General features: G+C 62.6%; 13 protein-coding genes. 2 read left to right on the forward strand and 11 right to left on the reverse strand.

What is annotated here, in order from left to right; all coding sequences use genetic code 11:
• Nucleotides 1–10: 10 nt before the first annotated feature.
• The 7 genes from NE357_RS27350 to NE357_RS27380 all read right to left on the reverse strand — a co-directional run bounded on the left by NE357_RS27350 (nucleotide 11) and on the right by NE357_RS27380 (nucleotide 9,109).
• Nucleotides 11–577: a phosphonate degradation HD-domain oxygenase gene (locus tag NE357_RS27350; RefSeq protein ID WP_169432333.1), complete on the reverse strand. Its 567-nt coding sequence runs from the start codon at nucleotides 575–577 to the stop codon at nucleotides 11–13.
• A complete protein-coding gene (locus NE357_RS27355; protein WP_169432334.1) occupies nucleotides 577–1,710 on the reverse strand; it encodes a TIGR03364 family FAD-dependent oxidoreductase in 1,134 nt (377 codons plus the stop codon). Before NE357_RS27355 ends, NE357_RS27350 begins: the two co-directional genes overlap by 1 nt.
• 145 nt (nucleotides 1,711–1,855) lie before the next feature.
• A complete protein-coding gene (locus tag NE357_RS27360; RefSeq protein WP_169432335.1) occupies nucleotides 1,856–2,881 on the reverse strand; it encodes a putative 2-aminoethylphosphonate ABC transporter substrate-binding protein in 1,026 nt (341 codons plus the stop codon).
• A 47-nt stretch (nucleotides 2,882–2,928) separates the two neighbouring features.
• On the reverse strand, nucleotides 2,929–4,653 hold the full coding sequence (locus NE357_RS27365) for a putative 2-aminoethylphosphonate ABC transporter permease subunit (protein ID WP_169432336.1): 1,725 nt from the start codon (nucleotides 4,651–4,653) through the stop codon (nucleotides 2,929–2,931).
• Entirely contained in the window at nucleotides 4,653–5,729 is a 1,077-nt protein-coding gene (locus tag NE357_RS27370) for a putative 2-aminoethylphosphonate ABC transporter ATP-binding protein (RefSeq protein ID WP_007953451.1), read from the reverse strand. Before NE357_RS27370 ends, NE357_RS27365 begins: the two co-directional genes overlap by 1 nt.
• 244 nt (nucleotides 5,730–5,973) lie before the next feature.
• The gene (locus tag NE357_RS27375; protein WP_169432337.1) at nucleotides 5,974–6,837 is read right to left on the reverse strand and encodes a LysR family transcriptional regulator; all 864 of its coding nucleotides are present in this window, start codon (nucleotides 6,835–6,837) and stop codon (nucleotides 5,974–5,976) included.
• 16 nt (nucleotides 6,838–6,853) lie between these two features.
• On the reverse strand, nucleotides 6,854–9,109 hold the full coding sequence (locus tag NE357_RS27380) for a heavy metal translocating P-type ATPase (RefSeq protein ID WP_169432338.1): 2,256 nt from the start codon (nucleotides 9,107–9,109) through the stop codon (nucleotides 6,854–6,856).
• An 84-nt stretch (nucleotides 9,110–9,193) separates the two neighbouring features.
• On the opposite strand from NE357_RS27380, the gene cadR reads away from it, so the two are divergent.
• Nucleotides 9,194–9,643: a Cd(II)/Pb(II)-responsive transcriptional regulator gene (cadR, locus tag NE357_RS27385; protein WP_064600182.1), complete on the forward strand. Its 450-nt coding sequence runs from the start codon at nucleotides 9,194–9,196 to the stop codon at nucleotides 9,641–9,643.
• Between the two features lie 126 nt (nucleotides 9,644–9,769).
• On the opposite strand, the gene NE357_RS27390 is transcribed toward cadR, so the two are convergent.
• From NE357_RS27390 to NE357_RS27400, 3 genes are all read right to left on the reverse strand, one after another.
• Nucleotides 9,770–10,741: a thymidylate synthase gene (locus NE357_RS27390; RefSeq protein ID WP_169432339.1), complete on the reverse strand. Its 972-nt coding sequence runs from the start codon at nucleotides 10,739–10,741 to the stop codon at nucleotides 9,770–9,772.
• 49 nt (nucleotides 10,742–10,790) lie between these two features.
• Nucleotides 10,791–11,606 carry a prolipoprotein diacylglyceryl transferase gene (gene lgt, locus NE357_RS27395; RefSeq protein WP_169432340.1) on the reverse strand — a complete coding sequence of 272 codons (816 nt, stop codon included), beginning with the start codon at nucleotides 11,604–11,606 and terminating at the stop codon, nucleotides 10,791–10,793.
• Nucleotides 11,607–11,688: 82 nt separating this feature from the next.
• A complete protein-coding gene (locus NE357_RS27400) occupies nucleotides 11,689–12,471 on the reverse strand; it encodes a sulfite exporter TauE/SafE family protein (RefSeq protein WP_096817504.1) in 783 nt (260 codons plus the stop codon).
• A gap of 131 nt (nucleotides 12,472–12,602) precedes the next feature.
• Between NE357_RS27400 and NE357_RS27405 the strand changes: the two genes are divergently transcribed.
• On the forward strand, nucleotides 12,603–13,349 hold the full coding sequence (locus tag NE357_RS27405) for an NRDE family protein (protein ID WP_169432341.1): 747 nt from the start codon (nucleotides 12,603–12,605) through the stop codon (nucleotides 13,347–13,349).
• 31 nt (nucleotides 13,350–13,380) lie between these two features.
• Here the strand turns inward: NE357_RS27405 and ptsP are convergent, their stop codons facing one another.
• Nucleotides 13,381–15,660, reverse strand: coding sequence for a phosphoenolpyruvate--protein phosphotransferase (ptsP, locus tag NE357_RS27410; protein ID WP_169432342.1), 2,280 nt, complete (start codon nucleotides 15,658–15,660; stop codon nucleotides 13,381–13,383).
• Between the last annotated feature and the right edge of the window lie 2 nt (nucleotides 15,661–15,662).

Below are 15,662 nucleotides of genomic sequence, written 5' to 3' on the forward strand. Positions count from 1 at the left end.
GTAAGAAGGTTCAGCGCGCTTCGCGAGACAGCACGGTAAAAGCCTTGTGCTTCAACAGCGCAAGATCCATCACCGGAACAGCCATTTCTTTGGCCAACTCATCCCACTGGCGCATTCGCAGGCTGACAGCACACAACGGATCCTGCTCGAACGCATCCGCTTCAGCCTCGGTCATCACCCCGCCCTGATATTCCAGGGTGCGGCGGCTGGCTTCGCTCAAGCGCTCGTAGTAGCCCGCCTCCCTGAGCGTCAGATAGCGCTTGGCCTGGACGTGATATTCCACCAGCCGCGCCAGACGTTCGCCGAAGCCGGCCTCACGCAAATAGTCCGCGCCGAGGCGTTCGTGGCTGACCACGCCGTAACCGCCCATGTTCTCTGCGCCTTCGGCACACAAATGGCCGATGTCATGGAAGAACGCGGCGAGCACCACTTCATCGTCGAAGCCTTCGGCGATGGCCAGTTGCGCCGCCTGGGACATGTGCTCGATCTGCGACACCGGTTCGCCGATGTAGTCGCTGACGCCGAAACGCTCATAGAGGCCGAACACCCGGGCGATGACTTGCTCGTGACTCAACATCAGTTCTCTCCAAAAAGCTGTGCCACATTGCGCTCGGCCATGGCCGGGCCGACGCTCATACCAACGCCGCTGTGCATCAGCGCCACATTCAACCCCGACGCCGGCCGCAAAAACGAAAACGGCCCCGGCCCCTGGGAACCATAGACACCCTGCCAGCGCTCGACCACTTGCACCTTGCAGCCGAGGGTCTGTTCGGCCAGTTCGAGCATCCAGTTGTCGACCTGCTCGGCGTTGAACGGCGACGGATCGCTGCCGTAATGGTGCGAATCGCCAATGATCAGTTCGCCATACGGCGTCGGGCTGATCAGCAGGTGAATGCCGTTTTCCTGCAAGTGCGGTTGCTCGCGCAGGATTTGCGCCTGCACTGCTGCGGCTTCCGGCAGATCGGCGAAGGCGCCGTAGTGCACGCAACTGAGGCCGGTGAGCAAGGCGTGTTGCAGGTTCAGGTCGATCTGCGGCCGGGCGCGGAGCATTTGCAGGCGGCAGATTTGCGGGTCGAGGGCGGCAATCGGCTCGGCCAGCAGGGTCTGATAATCGTGACCGGAACAGACGATGATCTGCTCGGCGGTAAAGATCCCGGCGGTGCTGTGCAGACGCCCCGGTTCGACGTCGCGCACCAGCGTCGAGAAGTGAAACTCGACGTTGAGTTCGCGACGCAGGTAGTCGATCAGCGCCGGAATCGCTTCCCGGGAATACAGCTGTTGATCGTCCATGCCATGCAACGCGGCGCGGTGATGGCTGAACTGACCACCGTACAGATCGCGCAATTCGGCACCGCGCAGCAGCTCGACGCGGTAGTCATGCTCCACGGCGCGCCCGGCGCAGAAGGCTTCCAGCAAATGTTCTTCCGCCTCGGTGCGGGCGAACAGGTACGAGCCGTTGCGCTTGAGTTGCAGCCCGGCGAGCTGCGCCCACTGGCCCCAGATCTCGCGGCTGGCCTTGGCCAGTTCGAGCATCGGGCCCGGTGGCTGGCCGGTGACCAGGGCCTGGCCGAAGTTGCGTACCGAGGCGCCGAGTGGCGTGGCGGTACGTTCGAAAACCGTGACCTTGAGACCTCGCCGGGCGGCGGCATAGGCATGGGACAGGCCCAGGATGCCGGCGCCGACGATCAACAAGTCTTTGTGTTGTGTCATCTAGAGGTGCTCTGAATGAGAGACCGCCATCGCCGGCAAGCCTGCTCCCACAGGTGGATCAGGTGTGCACAGAATTTGTGTTCACTGGATATCCAATGTGGGAGCGGGCTTGCTCGCGAAGAGGCCCTGTCAGTCGATGAAGATCTTACTTGGCCGCGACTTTCTCGGACTTGCCGTCATAGCGCTTGCGCCATTCGGTCAGGATCTCGTCGCGGTTCTTCGAGGCCCAGGCGAAGTCGTTCTTGATCAGGCGCTGCTCGTAGTCGGCCGGCAGTTCGGTCTGCGGCTTGGCGATACCCGGCTGGGCGAGAACGGCGAAGTTTTGCTTGTACAGGTCCATCGCCGGGGCGCTGGCGGAGAAGTCGGCCAGTTTCTTCGCGGCCTCTTCGTGCGGCGTGCCTTTGATCACGGCAGTCGCCTCGATCTCCCAGCCCAGGCCTTCCTTCGGCAGGATGATGTCCAGCGGCGCGCCCTGGCGCTTGAGCTGAACAGCCGGGTATTCGAAGGAAATCCCGATCGGGAATTCACCCGCCGCCGCCAGTTTGCAAGGCTTGGAACCGGAGTGAACGTACTGGCCGATGTTCTGGTGCAGACCGTCCATATAGGCCCAGCCCTGCTTCTCGCCGAAGGTTTGCAGCCAGGCGCTGACGTCGAGGAAACCGGTGCCGGACGAAGCCGGATTCGGCATCACGATCTTGCCTTTGTACTCAGGCTTGGTCAGGTCCTGCCAGCTCACCGGTTTGGTCAGGCCCTGTTTCTCGGCCTCGACGGTGTTGAAGCAAATGGTCGCGGCCCAGACGTCCATGCCGACCCAGGCTGGCGGGTTGGCGGCGTCGCGGTAGTTCGCGCCGATCTTGCCCAGATCCTTCGGCGCATAGCTTTGCAGCATGCCTTGCTGATCGAGGATCGCCAGGCTCGACGCCGCCAGGCCCCACACTGCGTCAGCCTGCGGGCGTTCCTTTTCGGCCAGCAGTTTGGCGGTGATGATCCCGGTGGAATCGCGCACCCACTTGATCTCGAAGTCCGGGTTGGCCTTTTCGAAGGCTTCCTTATAGCTCTTAAGCTGTTCGGCTTCGAGGGCGGTGTACACCGTCAACTCGGTTTTTGCCGCGAAGGCATTCAGGCTGAAAGTCGCGAGCACAGCAGCGGCCAGGGCCATAGGCTTGAACATGATCGTTTTCCTGTCGGTGAGTTGAGGCTTTAGGGATTAGTCGTGGATCAGTGGCCGGGCGCCGTTTGCCGCCAGGCCTGGGAACGGCGCAGCAGGCCGCGCGAAGCCCACGCCAGCAGCAAGGACACGCCCGCCGAGGTGAACAGAATCAGGGTCGACATCGCCGCCGCGCCGCCGACGTTGCCGGCGTCATCCATGTTCAGCACCGCCACCGCCGCGAGGATGGTGTCGGGGCTGTAGAGGAAGATCGCGGCGGACACGGTGGTCATGGCCGAGACGAACAGGTAGCGCACGATGTCCAGCAGCGCCGGCAGGCAGATCGGCACGGTGACCCGCAGGTAATGCCGGTAAAGCGGCGCTTTCAGCGACAGCGCGGCGGCTTCGAACTCGGCGTCGAGCTGACGCAGCGCGGTGGTGGCGGTCATCTGCGCGGTGGTCAGATAGTGAGCAATGGTGCAGACGATCAGCAGGGTCATGGTCCCGTACAGCACGTGCAGCGGGTTGCCGGTGAGGTTGAAGAAAAAGACGTAACCCAGACCGAGCACCAGCCCCGGCACCGCCATCGGTACGAAACTGAGCATGCGCAACGTCAGATTCAACCCGCGCTGGCTGCGGGTCTTTTCCATCAGGTAGGCGCCGGTAAAGATCAGTACGCTTCCGATCAACGCGGTTCCCAGCGCCATCTTCAAACTGTTGCCGTAGGCCAGCCAACCACCGCCGGCAGTTTCGTTGAACTGATAGTGGTTGAGTGACAGCGACAGGTTGTACGGCCAGAACTTCACCAGCGACGAGAACACCGCCATGCCGAATACCAGCAGCAACGCGGCGCTGATCAGCAGGACAACGCTGAGATAAAAGGCATCGCGCTTCTTCGACGGCGCCGGTTTGAACACCTGGGCGCGGCCACTCATGGCGTCGCCGTGACGCCGACGCAACCAGGCATCGACGCCGAAACTGAATAGCGCCGGCAGCAGCAGAACCATGCCGATCAAGGCGCCGCGACCGAACTGCTGTTGACCGACCACCGCTTTGTAGGCTTCCAGCGCCAGCACCTGATAGTCGCCACCGACCACCACCGGCACACCGAAATCGGTGATGGTCAGGGTGAACACCAGGCAGAACGCGGCGAAGACGGCCTGACGGGTCGCCGGCCAGGTGATACTGCGAAAAGCTTTCGCAGGGCTGGCGCCCATACTCGACGCGGCGTCGAACAGTCGCGCATCCGCCAGCGACAGGGCTGACAGCAAAATCATCAAGGCGTGTGGGAAGGTGTAGATCACCTCACCCAGAACAATCCCCCAAAAACCGTAGATGTTGTCCGACAACAGCCCCCGCAGCATGCCCTGATTGCCGAACAGATAGACCAGCGCAATCCCCGGCAGCATCGAAGGTGCCATCAGCGGCAGCAGGGAGATCCCGCGCCAGATGCCTTTGGCCGGAATCAACGTGCGCTGCAAGGCGTAGGCAAACAGGTAGGCCAGCGGTACGACGATCGCTGCGACGCTGAGGGAAACTTTCAGGCTGTTGCCGAGCAACCAGTGGAAATTGTCGCTGGTCACCAGCGCCTTTGCGGCGAGCCAGCCACCGCCCTGCCCGGCTTCGCTGCTGAAACCGCGCCAGAAGATCGCCAGCAATGGCAACAGCACCGCCACACCGAGCAGCACCAGCAGCAGGAGTTTGCCGCCGAGGACGAAGATCCGGTCGCCGACCTCGGCCCCGGACACCTGCCGCGCCTGCTTGTGCGGTAGCGGCAGTGCAAGGTTGCTGTTCATCAGGCAAACACCTGCAGGCTGCGCGGCGGCAAGGCGACCATGATCTGCTGGGCGCCGAGGCGCGGCATGGCTTCCGGCGCCAGTTCGGCGAGCAAGGCGTGACCGGGCAATTGATCGAGTTCGAAGCTCATGCGGCAGCGGTTGCCGAGGAAGGTGATCTCGCGGACCTTGGCCGGGAACAGGTTTTCCTCATGCACCAACGGATTGACGTTGATCGCTTCCGGGCGGCAGAACAGCCGGCCCGACGGGCTGTGGACGCTGCCGTCGGCCAGGCGCAGGTTCATCCCGCCGACCTTGGCGTGGCTGTCGCTGCTGCGCTGGAACGGCAGCCAGTTGCCCTGGCCGACAAACTCGGCCACGAACGGCGTAGCCGGGCGGTTGTAGATTTCCTGCGGAGTGGCGTATTGCTCGACCTTGCCGTTGTTCATCACAGCGATGCGGTCGGCCATCAGCATGGCTTCGTCCTGATTGTGGGTGACCATCAGGGTGGTGATGCCGAGGTTGCGTTGCAGTTGGCGCAGCTCGGTGCACAGATGCTCGCGGACCCGAGCGTCGAGGGCCGACATCGGTTCGTCGAGCAGCAACAGCGACGGCGCGGGGGCCAGGGCTCGGGCCAGTGCCACACGTTGCTGCTGGCCACCGGACAACTGGCCCGGGTACTTTTTCTCACTGCCGGTGAGGCCGACCAGTTCCAGCATCTGACCGACGCGACGGCGCACTTCATCGCGACCGCTGCCGGCGAGGCCGTAGGCAATGTTCGCTTCGACGGTCAGATTGGGGAACAGCGCGTAGGACTGGAACAGAATGCCGTAATCCCGAGCCTGGGGCGCGAGATGGGAAACATCGCGCTCGCCGAGGTACAACTCGCCGCTGTCCTGCTTTTCCAGACCGGCGATGCAACGCAACAAAGTGGTCTTGCCGCAACCCGACGGGCCGAGCAGGCACACCAGCTCACCGGCTGCAACATCAAGGGAGACGTTATCCAGCGCAGTGAAGGCGCCGAAGCGCTTCTGCACGCCACGCACTTTCATCGGTGCGCCGGGGTTGGTCAGGGCAGTTGCGATTGCAGGGTTCATGGACAGGCCTCATCAAGCAGATGAGACGAATCCTAGAGTTGTAATGCGTCGGTCATATGGCAGTGAGGCAAAAACGACCGATAGTGGTATTGGCAGATTTGAGGTTATCCGTTGTCCGGGCTGCCGCCATCGCTAGCAGGCTAGCTCCCACAGGGGAGCCGGGTGCTAACAACATTGTATTCACTGAAGATCCAATGTGGGAGCTAGCCTGCTAGCGATGAGGCCTGAACAGGCACTGAAGATCTCAGGCCGGGGACATTTCCTGCGCCAACCCCAGAAACGCCGCCGGCAAGCGAGCATTCTTGCGCTCCTTGAGGCAATAGAGGTATTCGGGAATCTGCGGCGCATTCTCCAGGGTCAGCACCCGCAACTGCGGATCGTGCGGCACTTCCTGACGGGCAATGATGCTGATGCCGATGTTGCGCAGCACCGCCTCGCGGATCGACTCGCGGCTGCCGATTTCCAGCAACGGGCCGAAACTGACACCGACACTGGCCAGCAATTCCTCGGTGAGACGCCGGGTGGTCGAGCCGGATTCACGCATCAGCAAGGTATGCCCGGCCAGCGCGCTCAGCGTGACATGGTCGTGCACCGCCAGCGGATGATTGCGATGCACCGCCAGCACCAGCGGATCGCTGCCGAGCACCCGGCGGATCAGCCGCGCATCGTCGAGCAATTGCGACGACGCCGCGACATCCACCCGGTAATCCTCCAGCGCTTCGAGCACTTGTTGCGAGTTGCCGATTTCCACTGACACTTCCACCTGCGGCAGGTGCTCGCGGAAGGTCTTCACCAGATCGAGGATGTAATACGGCGCGGTGGCGGCGATGCGCAGCGTGCCCTGCACCTGACCGCTGTTGCGCAGGAAAAACTCGATATCGGCTTCCTGCTGCAACAACGCCTTGACCATCGGCAACAGCCGCGCGCCTTCCTCGCTGACACTCAGACGCCGGCCGCCACGGTAGAACAGCTCCACCGAATACTGACTTTCCAGATTGCGGATCTGGGTGGTCACGGTCGGTTGGCTGAGGCCGAGTTTTTTCGCCGCCAGCGTGATGCTGCCCAGCCGGGCCACCATGTAAAACGCTTTCAGCTCGGCACTCAGCACAACCGTCCCTCTTCCTCTATTTGCGCAACAGGCGCAAACCGTTGAACACCACCAGCAGGCTCACGCCCATGTCGGCAAACACCGCCATCCACATGGTGGCGAGCCCGGCGAAGGTTACCCCAAGAAAGATGGCCTTGATCACCAATGCCAACGCAATGTTCTGTTTCAGGATGCTGGCCGTGTTGCGGGACAGGCTGATGAAGGCCGGAATCTTGCGCAGATCGTCGTCCATCAGGGCGACATCGGCGGTTTCAATCGCCGTATCGGTTCCAGCCGCCGCCATCGCAAAACCGATCTCGGCCCGAGCCAGTGCCGGCGCGTCGTTGATACCGTCGCCGACCATGCCGACCCGACGGCCCTGCGCATACAGGTCTTCGATGGCTTGCAATTTGTCGGTCGGCAGCAAGTCGCCCTTGGCTTGATCGATTCCGACCTGCGCCGCAATCGCCTGCGCGGTGTGGACGTTGTCGCCGGTGAGCATCAGGGTTTTCACGCCCAGTTCGTGCAGTTGGCGAATCGCCTCGCGGCTGGTTTCCTTGACCGTGTCGGCCACGGCGAACAGCGCCAGCGGGCCGGAACGATCGAGCAGCAGCACCACGGACTTGCCCTGCTTCTCCAGCGCGAACAGTGTTTCTTCCAATTGCGGCGAGCACAGGCCCAGTTCTTCCACCAGACGGTGGTTGCCCAAATGGTAGACCTGACCGTTGACCTCGCCTTTTACGCCACGGCCGGCCAGCGCTTCGAAGTTATCCACAACCAGCGCCGCGAAACCTTTATCCACAGCCGCATTGGCGACGGCCAGCGACACCGGGTGATCGGAGCGCCCGGCCAGCGCCGCGGCAATGGCCGGGGCCGTGGCGTCGGCGGTCGGATCGAGGGACAGGTAATCGGTCTGCACCGGTTTGCCGTGGGTGATGGTGCCGGTCTTGTCGAGGGCCAGATAGTCGAGCTTGAAACCGCCCTCCAGGTACACGCCGCCCTTGACCAGAATGCCTTTGCGCGCCGCAGCAGCGAGGCCGCTGACGATGGTCACCGGCGTGGAAATCACCAGCGCACACGGGCAAGCGACCACCAGCAACACCAGCGCCCGGTAGATCCAGTCGAACCATGCGGCGCCCATGAACAGCGGCGGGATGATCGCCACGGCCAGGGCCAGGACGAAGACCACCGGGGTGTAGATTTTCGAGAATTGATCGACGAAACGCTGGGTCGGCGCACGCGCACCTTGCGCCTGCTCCACGGCGTGGATGATTCGCGCCAGGGTGGAATGGTTGGCCGCTGCCGTCACCGCGTATTCCAGCGAACCGGCCTGGTTGATGGTGCCGGCGAACACCTTGTCGCCAACGGTTTTCTCCACCGGCAGGCTTTCGCCAGTGATCGGCGCCTGATCGATGGTCGAGCTGCCGCTGACGACTTCACCGTCCAGCGCAATACGCTCGCCAGGTTTTACCCGCACGCGGGCGCCGAGATCGATACTTTTGACGTCCAGTTCGACCCAGTTGCCGTCAGCCTGCAACACCGTCGCCTGCTCCGGTGTCATCTGCATCAGGCCGCTGATGGCGTTGCGTGCGCGATCCAGCGAGCGCGCTTCGATCAGCTCGGCCACGGTGAACAGGAACATCACCATCGCCGCTTCCGGCCATTGGCCGATCAACACGGCGCCGGTCACGGCAATGCTCATCAGGGCGTTGATGTTGAGATTGCGATTCTTCAGGGCGATCCAGCCCTTCTTGTAAGTGGTGAGGCCGCCACTGAGGATCGAGATCAGCGCGATGATCGCCACCACCCAGGTCGGGGCGGCGCTGGTGAAGTGGATCACTTCGGCAGCGAGTGCGCCGACGCCGGACAGCGCCAGCGGCCACCAGTGTTTTTTCACCGGCGCAGGCGTTGGCGCTTCGACGCCTGCTTCCAGCGGCTCGGCCTGCATGCCGAGGGATTTGATCGCGTCGATGATCGGCGCGGTGTCCGGCAGATTGTGGGTCACGCCGAGCACGCGGTTGATCAGGTTGAATTCCAGTTGCTGGATCCCGGCCAGTTTGCCGAGCTTGTTCTGGATCAGCGTCTGTTCGGTCGGGCAGTCCATCGCCTCGATGCGGAAACTGCTCAGCCGGGCGTCGGCGCTTTTCGCCTCGCTCAATTGAATCAGCGACGGTGCCGCGGCTTTTGACGCACAGCAGGAATCAGCGCCGTGGTCGTGTTTATGCACAGGCTGCAATTTGTGGCTGTGGTCGTGTCCCGCGTGGGATTTGTGAGTGTGCTGGGAATCGCTCATTGGTCGCGTCCATGAAGGTGCCTGTTGCCAAGTAAAGACCCTGTAGCCACTATAGGGTCAAGCACCCTTTTGGAGATTGCCGTCATGAAAATCGGAGAACTGGCGAAACAGACCGATTGCGCCGTGGAAACCATCCGCTACTACGAACGCGAAAACCTGCTGCCCGAGCCGGCCCGCAGTGACGGCAACTACCGCGTCTACACCCAGGCCCACGCCGAACGCCTGACCTTTATCCGCAACTGCCGCACCCTCGACATGACCCTCGAAGAAATCCGCAGCCTGCTCGCCTTGCGCGACAGTCCGCAGGATCAGTGCGAAAGCGTGAATGCGCTGATTGACGAGCACATCCAGCACGTCAAGGCGCGGATCGATGGGTTATTGGCGTTGCAGACGCAACTGCTCGACCTGCGCCAGCGTTGTGGCGAAGGGCCGGAGGCGGATCAGTGCGGGATCCTGCAGCGGCTGGAAGTCAGTGGCGGGGTTGTGGCAACCGAAGTCGAACATTCCCATGTGGGCAGAAGCCACGGCCACTGAGCGCACCATGAAACACTGTGGGAGCTAGCCTGCTAGCGATAGGGCCGTCAGATTCAACAGTGAAGTTGACTGAAAGTCCGCCATCGCTAGCAGGCTAGCTCCCACAGGGGTATTGCGTGTTGCTTGTCAGACCGCCATCGGCGCGGTCATCGGCGCATGGTGCTCGTAGCCTTCCAGCGAGAAGTCGCTCGGCTCCACCAGCTCCAGCCATTCCGGCTGATAAACACCGGTCTTGGCAAACTCCGGCACACGATCCGAAATCTTCAGCTTCGGCATGGCGAACGGCTCGCGCTTGAGCTGTTCGTTGAGCATGTCGAGGTGGTTTTCGTAGACGTGGGCATCACCAATGAAATAGGTGAACCAGCGCGGCGTGTAGCCGGTCAGGCGACCGATCAGGCTCAGCAGCGCAGCGCCTTCGGTGAGGTTGAACGGCGTGCCCAGGCCCAGGTCGTTGGAGCGGATGTAGAGGGTCAGGGAAATTTCCTTGGTCTCGACATTCGGGTGGAACTGGTACAGCAGATGGCACGGCGGCAGGGCCATTTCATCGAGCTGAGCGCAGTTCCAGCCGTGGAACAGGATGCGCCGGCTGCCCGGATCCTTGATGATCGTGTCGACGCACTGGCGCACCTGATCGATGGCTTTGTACAGCACCACATAGGCCTGGCCGTCTTCTTCGCCCTGGGCAATCTGCTTGTAGCCGTTGTTCAGGGTTTGTTCGATGGCGGCGGTGTTGCTCAACGGGATCTGCTTGTACGCCGGCCATTTGCGCCATTGCACGCCGTAGATCTCGCCGAGGTCGTCTTCGCCCTGGCGGAACGGGTTGGCCAGCCACTGGGCGTTTTCGTTGGCGTTCTGATCCCAGACCTTGCAGCCCAGCGCACGGAATTCGGCGGCGTTGTTCACGCCACGCAGAAAGCCGCACATCTCGCCGATGGCCGATTTGAAGGCCATCTTGCGGGTGGTGATCGCCGGAAAACCTTCCTGCAGATCGAAGCGCAGCATGGCGCCCGGAAAGCTGATGGTGTTCACGCCGGTACGGTTGGCCTGTTTGGTGCCGTTGTTGATGACGTGCGACACCAGATCGAGATATTGCTTCATGAGTTACCTGTGTCCTTGCCCCCGGCCAACCGCGCCGGGGGTCGAATATTTAAGCTGTCGGGGCAACCGGCGCCGACGGGGCACGGCGATAGGCCAACCAGATCAGGAACAGCCCGCCGATGATCATCGGTACGCAGAGTACCTGACCCATGGTCAGCCAGTTCCAGGCCAGGTAGCCCAGTTGCGCGTCCGGCACGCGGACGAATTCGACGATGAAACGGAAGATGCCATAGAACAGCGCGAACATGCCCGAGACCGCCATGGTCGGCCGCGGCTTGCGCGAGAACAGCCAGAGGATCAGGAACAGCGCGACACCTTCGAGCGCGAACTGATACAGCTGCGACGGATGACGCGGCAGTTGCGCCGGGTCGCTGAACGGCGGGAACACCATGGCCCACGGCACGTCGGTGGCCTTGCCCCACAGCTCGGCGTTGATGAAGTTGCCGATACGCCCGGCGCCCAGGCCGATCGGCACCATCGGCGCCACGAAGTCCATCAGCTGGAAGAACGACTTGCCATTACGCTTGCCGAACCACAACGCCGCCAGCATCACGCCGATGAAGCCACCGTGGAACGACATGCCGCCCTTCCACACCTCGAAAATCAGCGTCGGGTTGGCGATGTAGGCGCTCAGATCGTAGAACAGTACATAGCCCAGTCGCCCACCGACAATCACCCCCATCGACAGCCAGAACACCAGGTCGGAGAGCTTCTCCTTGGTCCAGGTCGGGTCGAAACGGTTAAGCCGGCGCGACGCCAGCAGCCACGCACCGCCGATGCCGACCAGATACATCAGGCCGTACCAATGGATTTTCAGCGGACCGATGGCCAGAGCCACCGGGTCGATCTGCGGGTAAGGCAGCATTGCGACTCCTCGTTAGCGTTCAAATCTTCAAAATTCCCGGGCGACGCTGCCACCTCAGGATTAAGCCAGGATTGTGGCCTGCTCAGAACAAAAAGCTCAGCCCCACGCAGAACAGCAAAGCGGCGAACAGCCGTTTCAGCAACTTCGGCGACAATTTGTGCGCCAGCCGCGCGCCGAGACGGGCGAATACCATGCTGGTCAGCGCAATGCCCAGCAACGCCGGCAGATACACAAACCCGAGACTATGGGCCGGCAGCAACGGATCATGCCAGCCAAGAATCATGAAACTTATTGCACTGGCCACGGCGATCGGCAGACCACAGGCCGACGAGGTCGCCACGGCCTGCTGCATCGGTACGCTGCGCCAGGTCAGGAACGGCACGGTCAGCGAGCCGCCGCCAATGCCGAAAATCGCCGAGGCCCAGCCGATCACACTGCCGGCCATGGTCAGACCAAGCTTGCCGGGCACCGTTCGGCTGGCCTTGGGTTTGACGTCCAGCGCCAGTTGCGCCGCGATCACCAGGGCGAACACGCCGATGATCTTCTGCAGGTTGGGCCCGGAAATCGCTTCGGCGGTCAGCGCGCCGAAACCGGCGCCTAGCAGGATGCCGACGGTCATCCACTTGAATATCGGCCAGCGCACCGCACCGCGTCGATGGTGTTCACGCACGGCATTGACCGACGTGAAGATGATCGTCGCCAGGGACGTGCCGACCGCCAGATGGGTCAGGATCGACGGATCGAAGCCCTGCAAGGTGAAACTGAACACCAGCACCGGGACGATGATAATCCCGCCGCCCACCCCGAACAGCCCGGCCAGTACGCCCGCACAGGCGCCCAGCGCCAGATAGAGCAGAAATTCCATGACCGCCTCCCAAGGCACGTCCCCAAAACCGGAGCGGCATGGTAACGGATGGATACCCTTCGGCTCCACTGGCGATGGATGCACGGACGATGTCTGCGTAGAGTGGACAAAAAACACACAAGGACCACCTTATGTGCCTGATCGTTTTCGCCTGGCGGCCGGGGCATGCCCAGCCGCTGATCGTCGCGGCCAACCGTGACGAGTTCTACGCCCGCCCCAGCCTGCCGCTGGCCCAGTGGCCCGAGTCGCCGAACGTCCATGCAGGCCGGGACCTGGAGGCCGGCGGCACCTGGCTCGGCCTCGGCGCCAACGGCCGTTTTGCCGCGCTGACCAACATCCGCGATCCTCATCAACCACCTGCAAGGCGCTCGCGGGGTGAACTGGTGGCGGGGTTTCTGACCGCAAACCTGTCGATTGACGACTACTTATCCGACGTTGTCGCCCGTTCGCCGGAATATGCCGGGTTCAATCTGCTGCTGGGCAATGCCAACGAGCTGTGGCATTTCAACGCCCGGTCTTCGGAACCGGTGATGTTGCAACCGGGCCTCTACGGGCTTTCAAACGCGGGGCTGGATACGCCGTGGCCGAAACTGCTCAAGGCCAAGGCAGCATTGAGTGCGGTGCTGGATGATCCGCAGCCCGACCGGTTGTTGGCGTTGTTGGGAGATGCGCAGACGGCACCGTTTGCCGAGCTGCCGGATACCGGCGTGGGGCTGGCGACCGAGTCGTTGCTGTCGAGTGTGTTTATTGCCAGCCAGAGCTACGGGACGCGGGCGAGTACGGCGCTGATCGTGCAGGCGGACGGGACGCGGCGGATGGTCGAGCGCAGTTTCGGGCCGTATGGCGGGCACTTGGGGGAAGTGGAAATCAACCTCTGAAGATCGCAGCCCGAAGGCTGCGATCCTGTGCTCAGAGAGGTTTGGCCGCCGCTGGACTGACCATCTTCGCCAACCCGAGGTTCTTCAGGGCCAGTTGCAGCGAGCTGTGGATAACTTGCGGATTGTCGATGGTCATCAGTTCCGCCAGCAGATCCTTGGCCTTGCTCAGGTTGATCTGGCGCAACATCCATTTCACCTTCGGCAGGTTGGTGGCGTTCATCGACAGGCTGTCGAAGCCCATCGCCATCAACAGCACCGCAGCCGCCGGGTCACCGGCCATCTCGCCACAGATGCTCACCGGCTTGCCTTCGGCATGGGCGTCGCGCACCACGGTCTGCAGGGCTTGCAGGACTGCCGGGTGCAGGTAGTCGTAGAGATCGGCCACCCGCGGGTTGTTGCGGTCCACCGCCAGCAGGTACTGGGTCAGGTCGTTGGAGCCGACTGACAGGAAGTCCACCATCCGCGCCAGTTCCTTGGTCTGGTAGACCGCCGCAGGAATTTCGATCATCACGCCCACCGGCGGCATCGGCACGTCGGTGCCTTCGTCGCGCACTTCGCCCCAGGCCCGGTGAATCAGGTGCAGCGCCTCTTCGAGCTCGTGGATGCCGGAAATCATCGGCAGCAGGATCCGCAGGTTGTTCAGGCCTTCGCTGGCCTTGAGCATCGCGCGGGTCTGCACCAGGAAGATTTCCGGGTGGTCGAGGGTGACGCGGATCCCGCGCCAGCCGAGGAACGGGTTGTCTTCCTTGATCGGGAAGTACGACAGCGACTTGTCGCCGCCGATGTCCAGGCTGCGCATGGTCACCGGTTGCGGGTGGAACGCGGCGAGCTGCTCGCGGTAGATCGCCAGTTGCTCCTTCTCGCTCGGGAAGCGCTGGTTGATCATGAACGGCACTTCGGTGCGGTACAGGCCAACGCCTTCGGCGCCACGCTTCTGCGCCCGCGCCACGTCCGCCAGCAGACCAGTGTTGACCCACAGCGGCATGCGGTGGCCATCGAGGGTCACGCATGGCAGGTCACGCAGGGTATCGAGCCCCAGCGCCAGTTGTTTCTCTTCCTCCACCACCTCGGTGAACTGCTTGCGCAGCACTTCGCTGGGGTTGGTGTAGACCTCACCCTTGGTGCCATCGACGATCATGTCGATGCCGTCAACCTTGGCGTACGGGAGGTCGACCAGGCCCATCACCGTCGGGATGCCCATGGCCCGGGCCAGGATCGCGACGTGGGAGTTACCCGAACCGAGCACCGACACCAGACCGACCAGCGTGCCTTCCGGCACCTCGCCGAGCATCGCCGGCGTCAGTTCTTCGCTGACCAGAATGGTCTTTTCCGGGTAGACCAGGTTCTGCTGACGCTCTTCCTGCAGATAGGCGAGCAAGCGACGGCCCAGGTCCTTGACGTCCGACGCCCGCTCACGCAGGTACTCGTCGTCCATCAAATCGAAACGATTGACGTGATCGGTCACGACCTGACGCAACGCGCCCTGGGCCCATTGGCCGGTCTTGATCACGTTGGTGATTTCGCTGCCCAACGAGGCATCGTCGAGCATCATCAGGTAGACGTCGAACAGCGCGCGCTCTTCCGGACGCAGCTGGGTCGCCAGCTTGGCCGACAACGCACGCATGTCGGCGCGCACGCCTTCGATGGCGGTCTTGAACAGCGCCAGTTCCGCGTCGATGTCGGTGATGGTCTTGTCCGGCACCACGTCCAGGTCCGCCGGCGGCAGCATGACCACCGCGGTACCGACCGCCGCACCCGGCGAACCTGGCACACCGACGAACTTGGCTTCCTGGATGCCCTTGCCCTGCCGGCCCAGACCACGGATCGACCCGGTGGCCTCGGCGTGAGCGATCACGCCGGCGAGCTGCGCGCTCATGGTCACGAGGAAGGCTTCTTCACCTTCATCGAACTGGCGGCGTTCCTTTTGCTGGATGACCAACACCCCGACGACTCGACGGTGGTGAATGATCGGGGCTCCGAGGAACGAGGCGTAGCGCTCCTCGCCGGTCTCGGCGAAGTAGCGGTAACGCGGGTGATCCGCGGCGTTTTCGAGGTTCAGGGGTTCTTCACGCGTGCCGACCAGGCCGACCAGACCTTCGTTGGGTGCCATGCTGACCTTGCCGATCGAGCGCTTGTTCAAGCCCTCGGTGGCCATCAGGACGAAGCGGTTGGTCTCGGGATCAAGCAAGTAGACCGAGCAGACCTGGCTGCCCATGGCCTCTTTGACGCGCAACACAATAATCCCCAACGCCGCCTTGAGATCCTTGGCGGAGTTAACTTCCTGGACGATCTTGCGCAGCGTATTGAGCATGG

This window comes from Pseudomonas sp. G7(2022), from assembly GCF_052660475.1.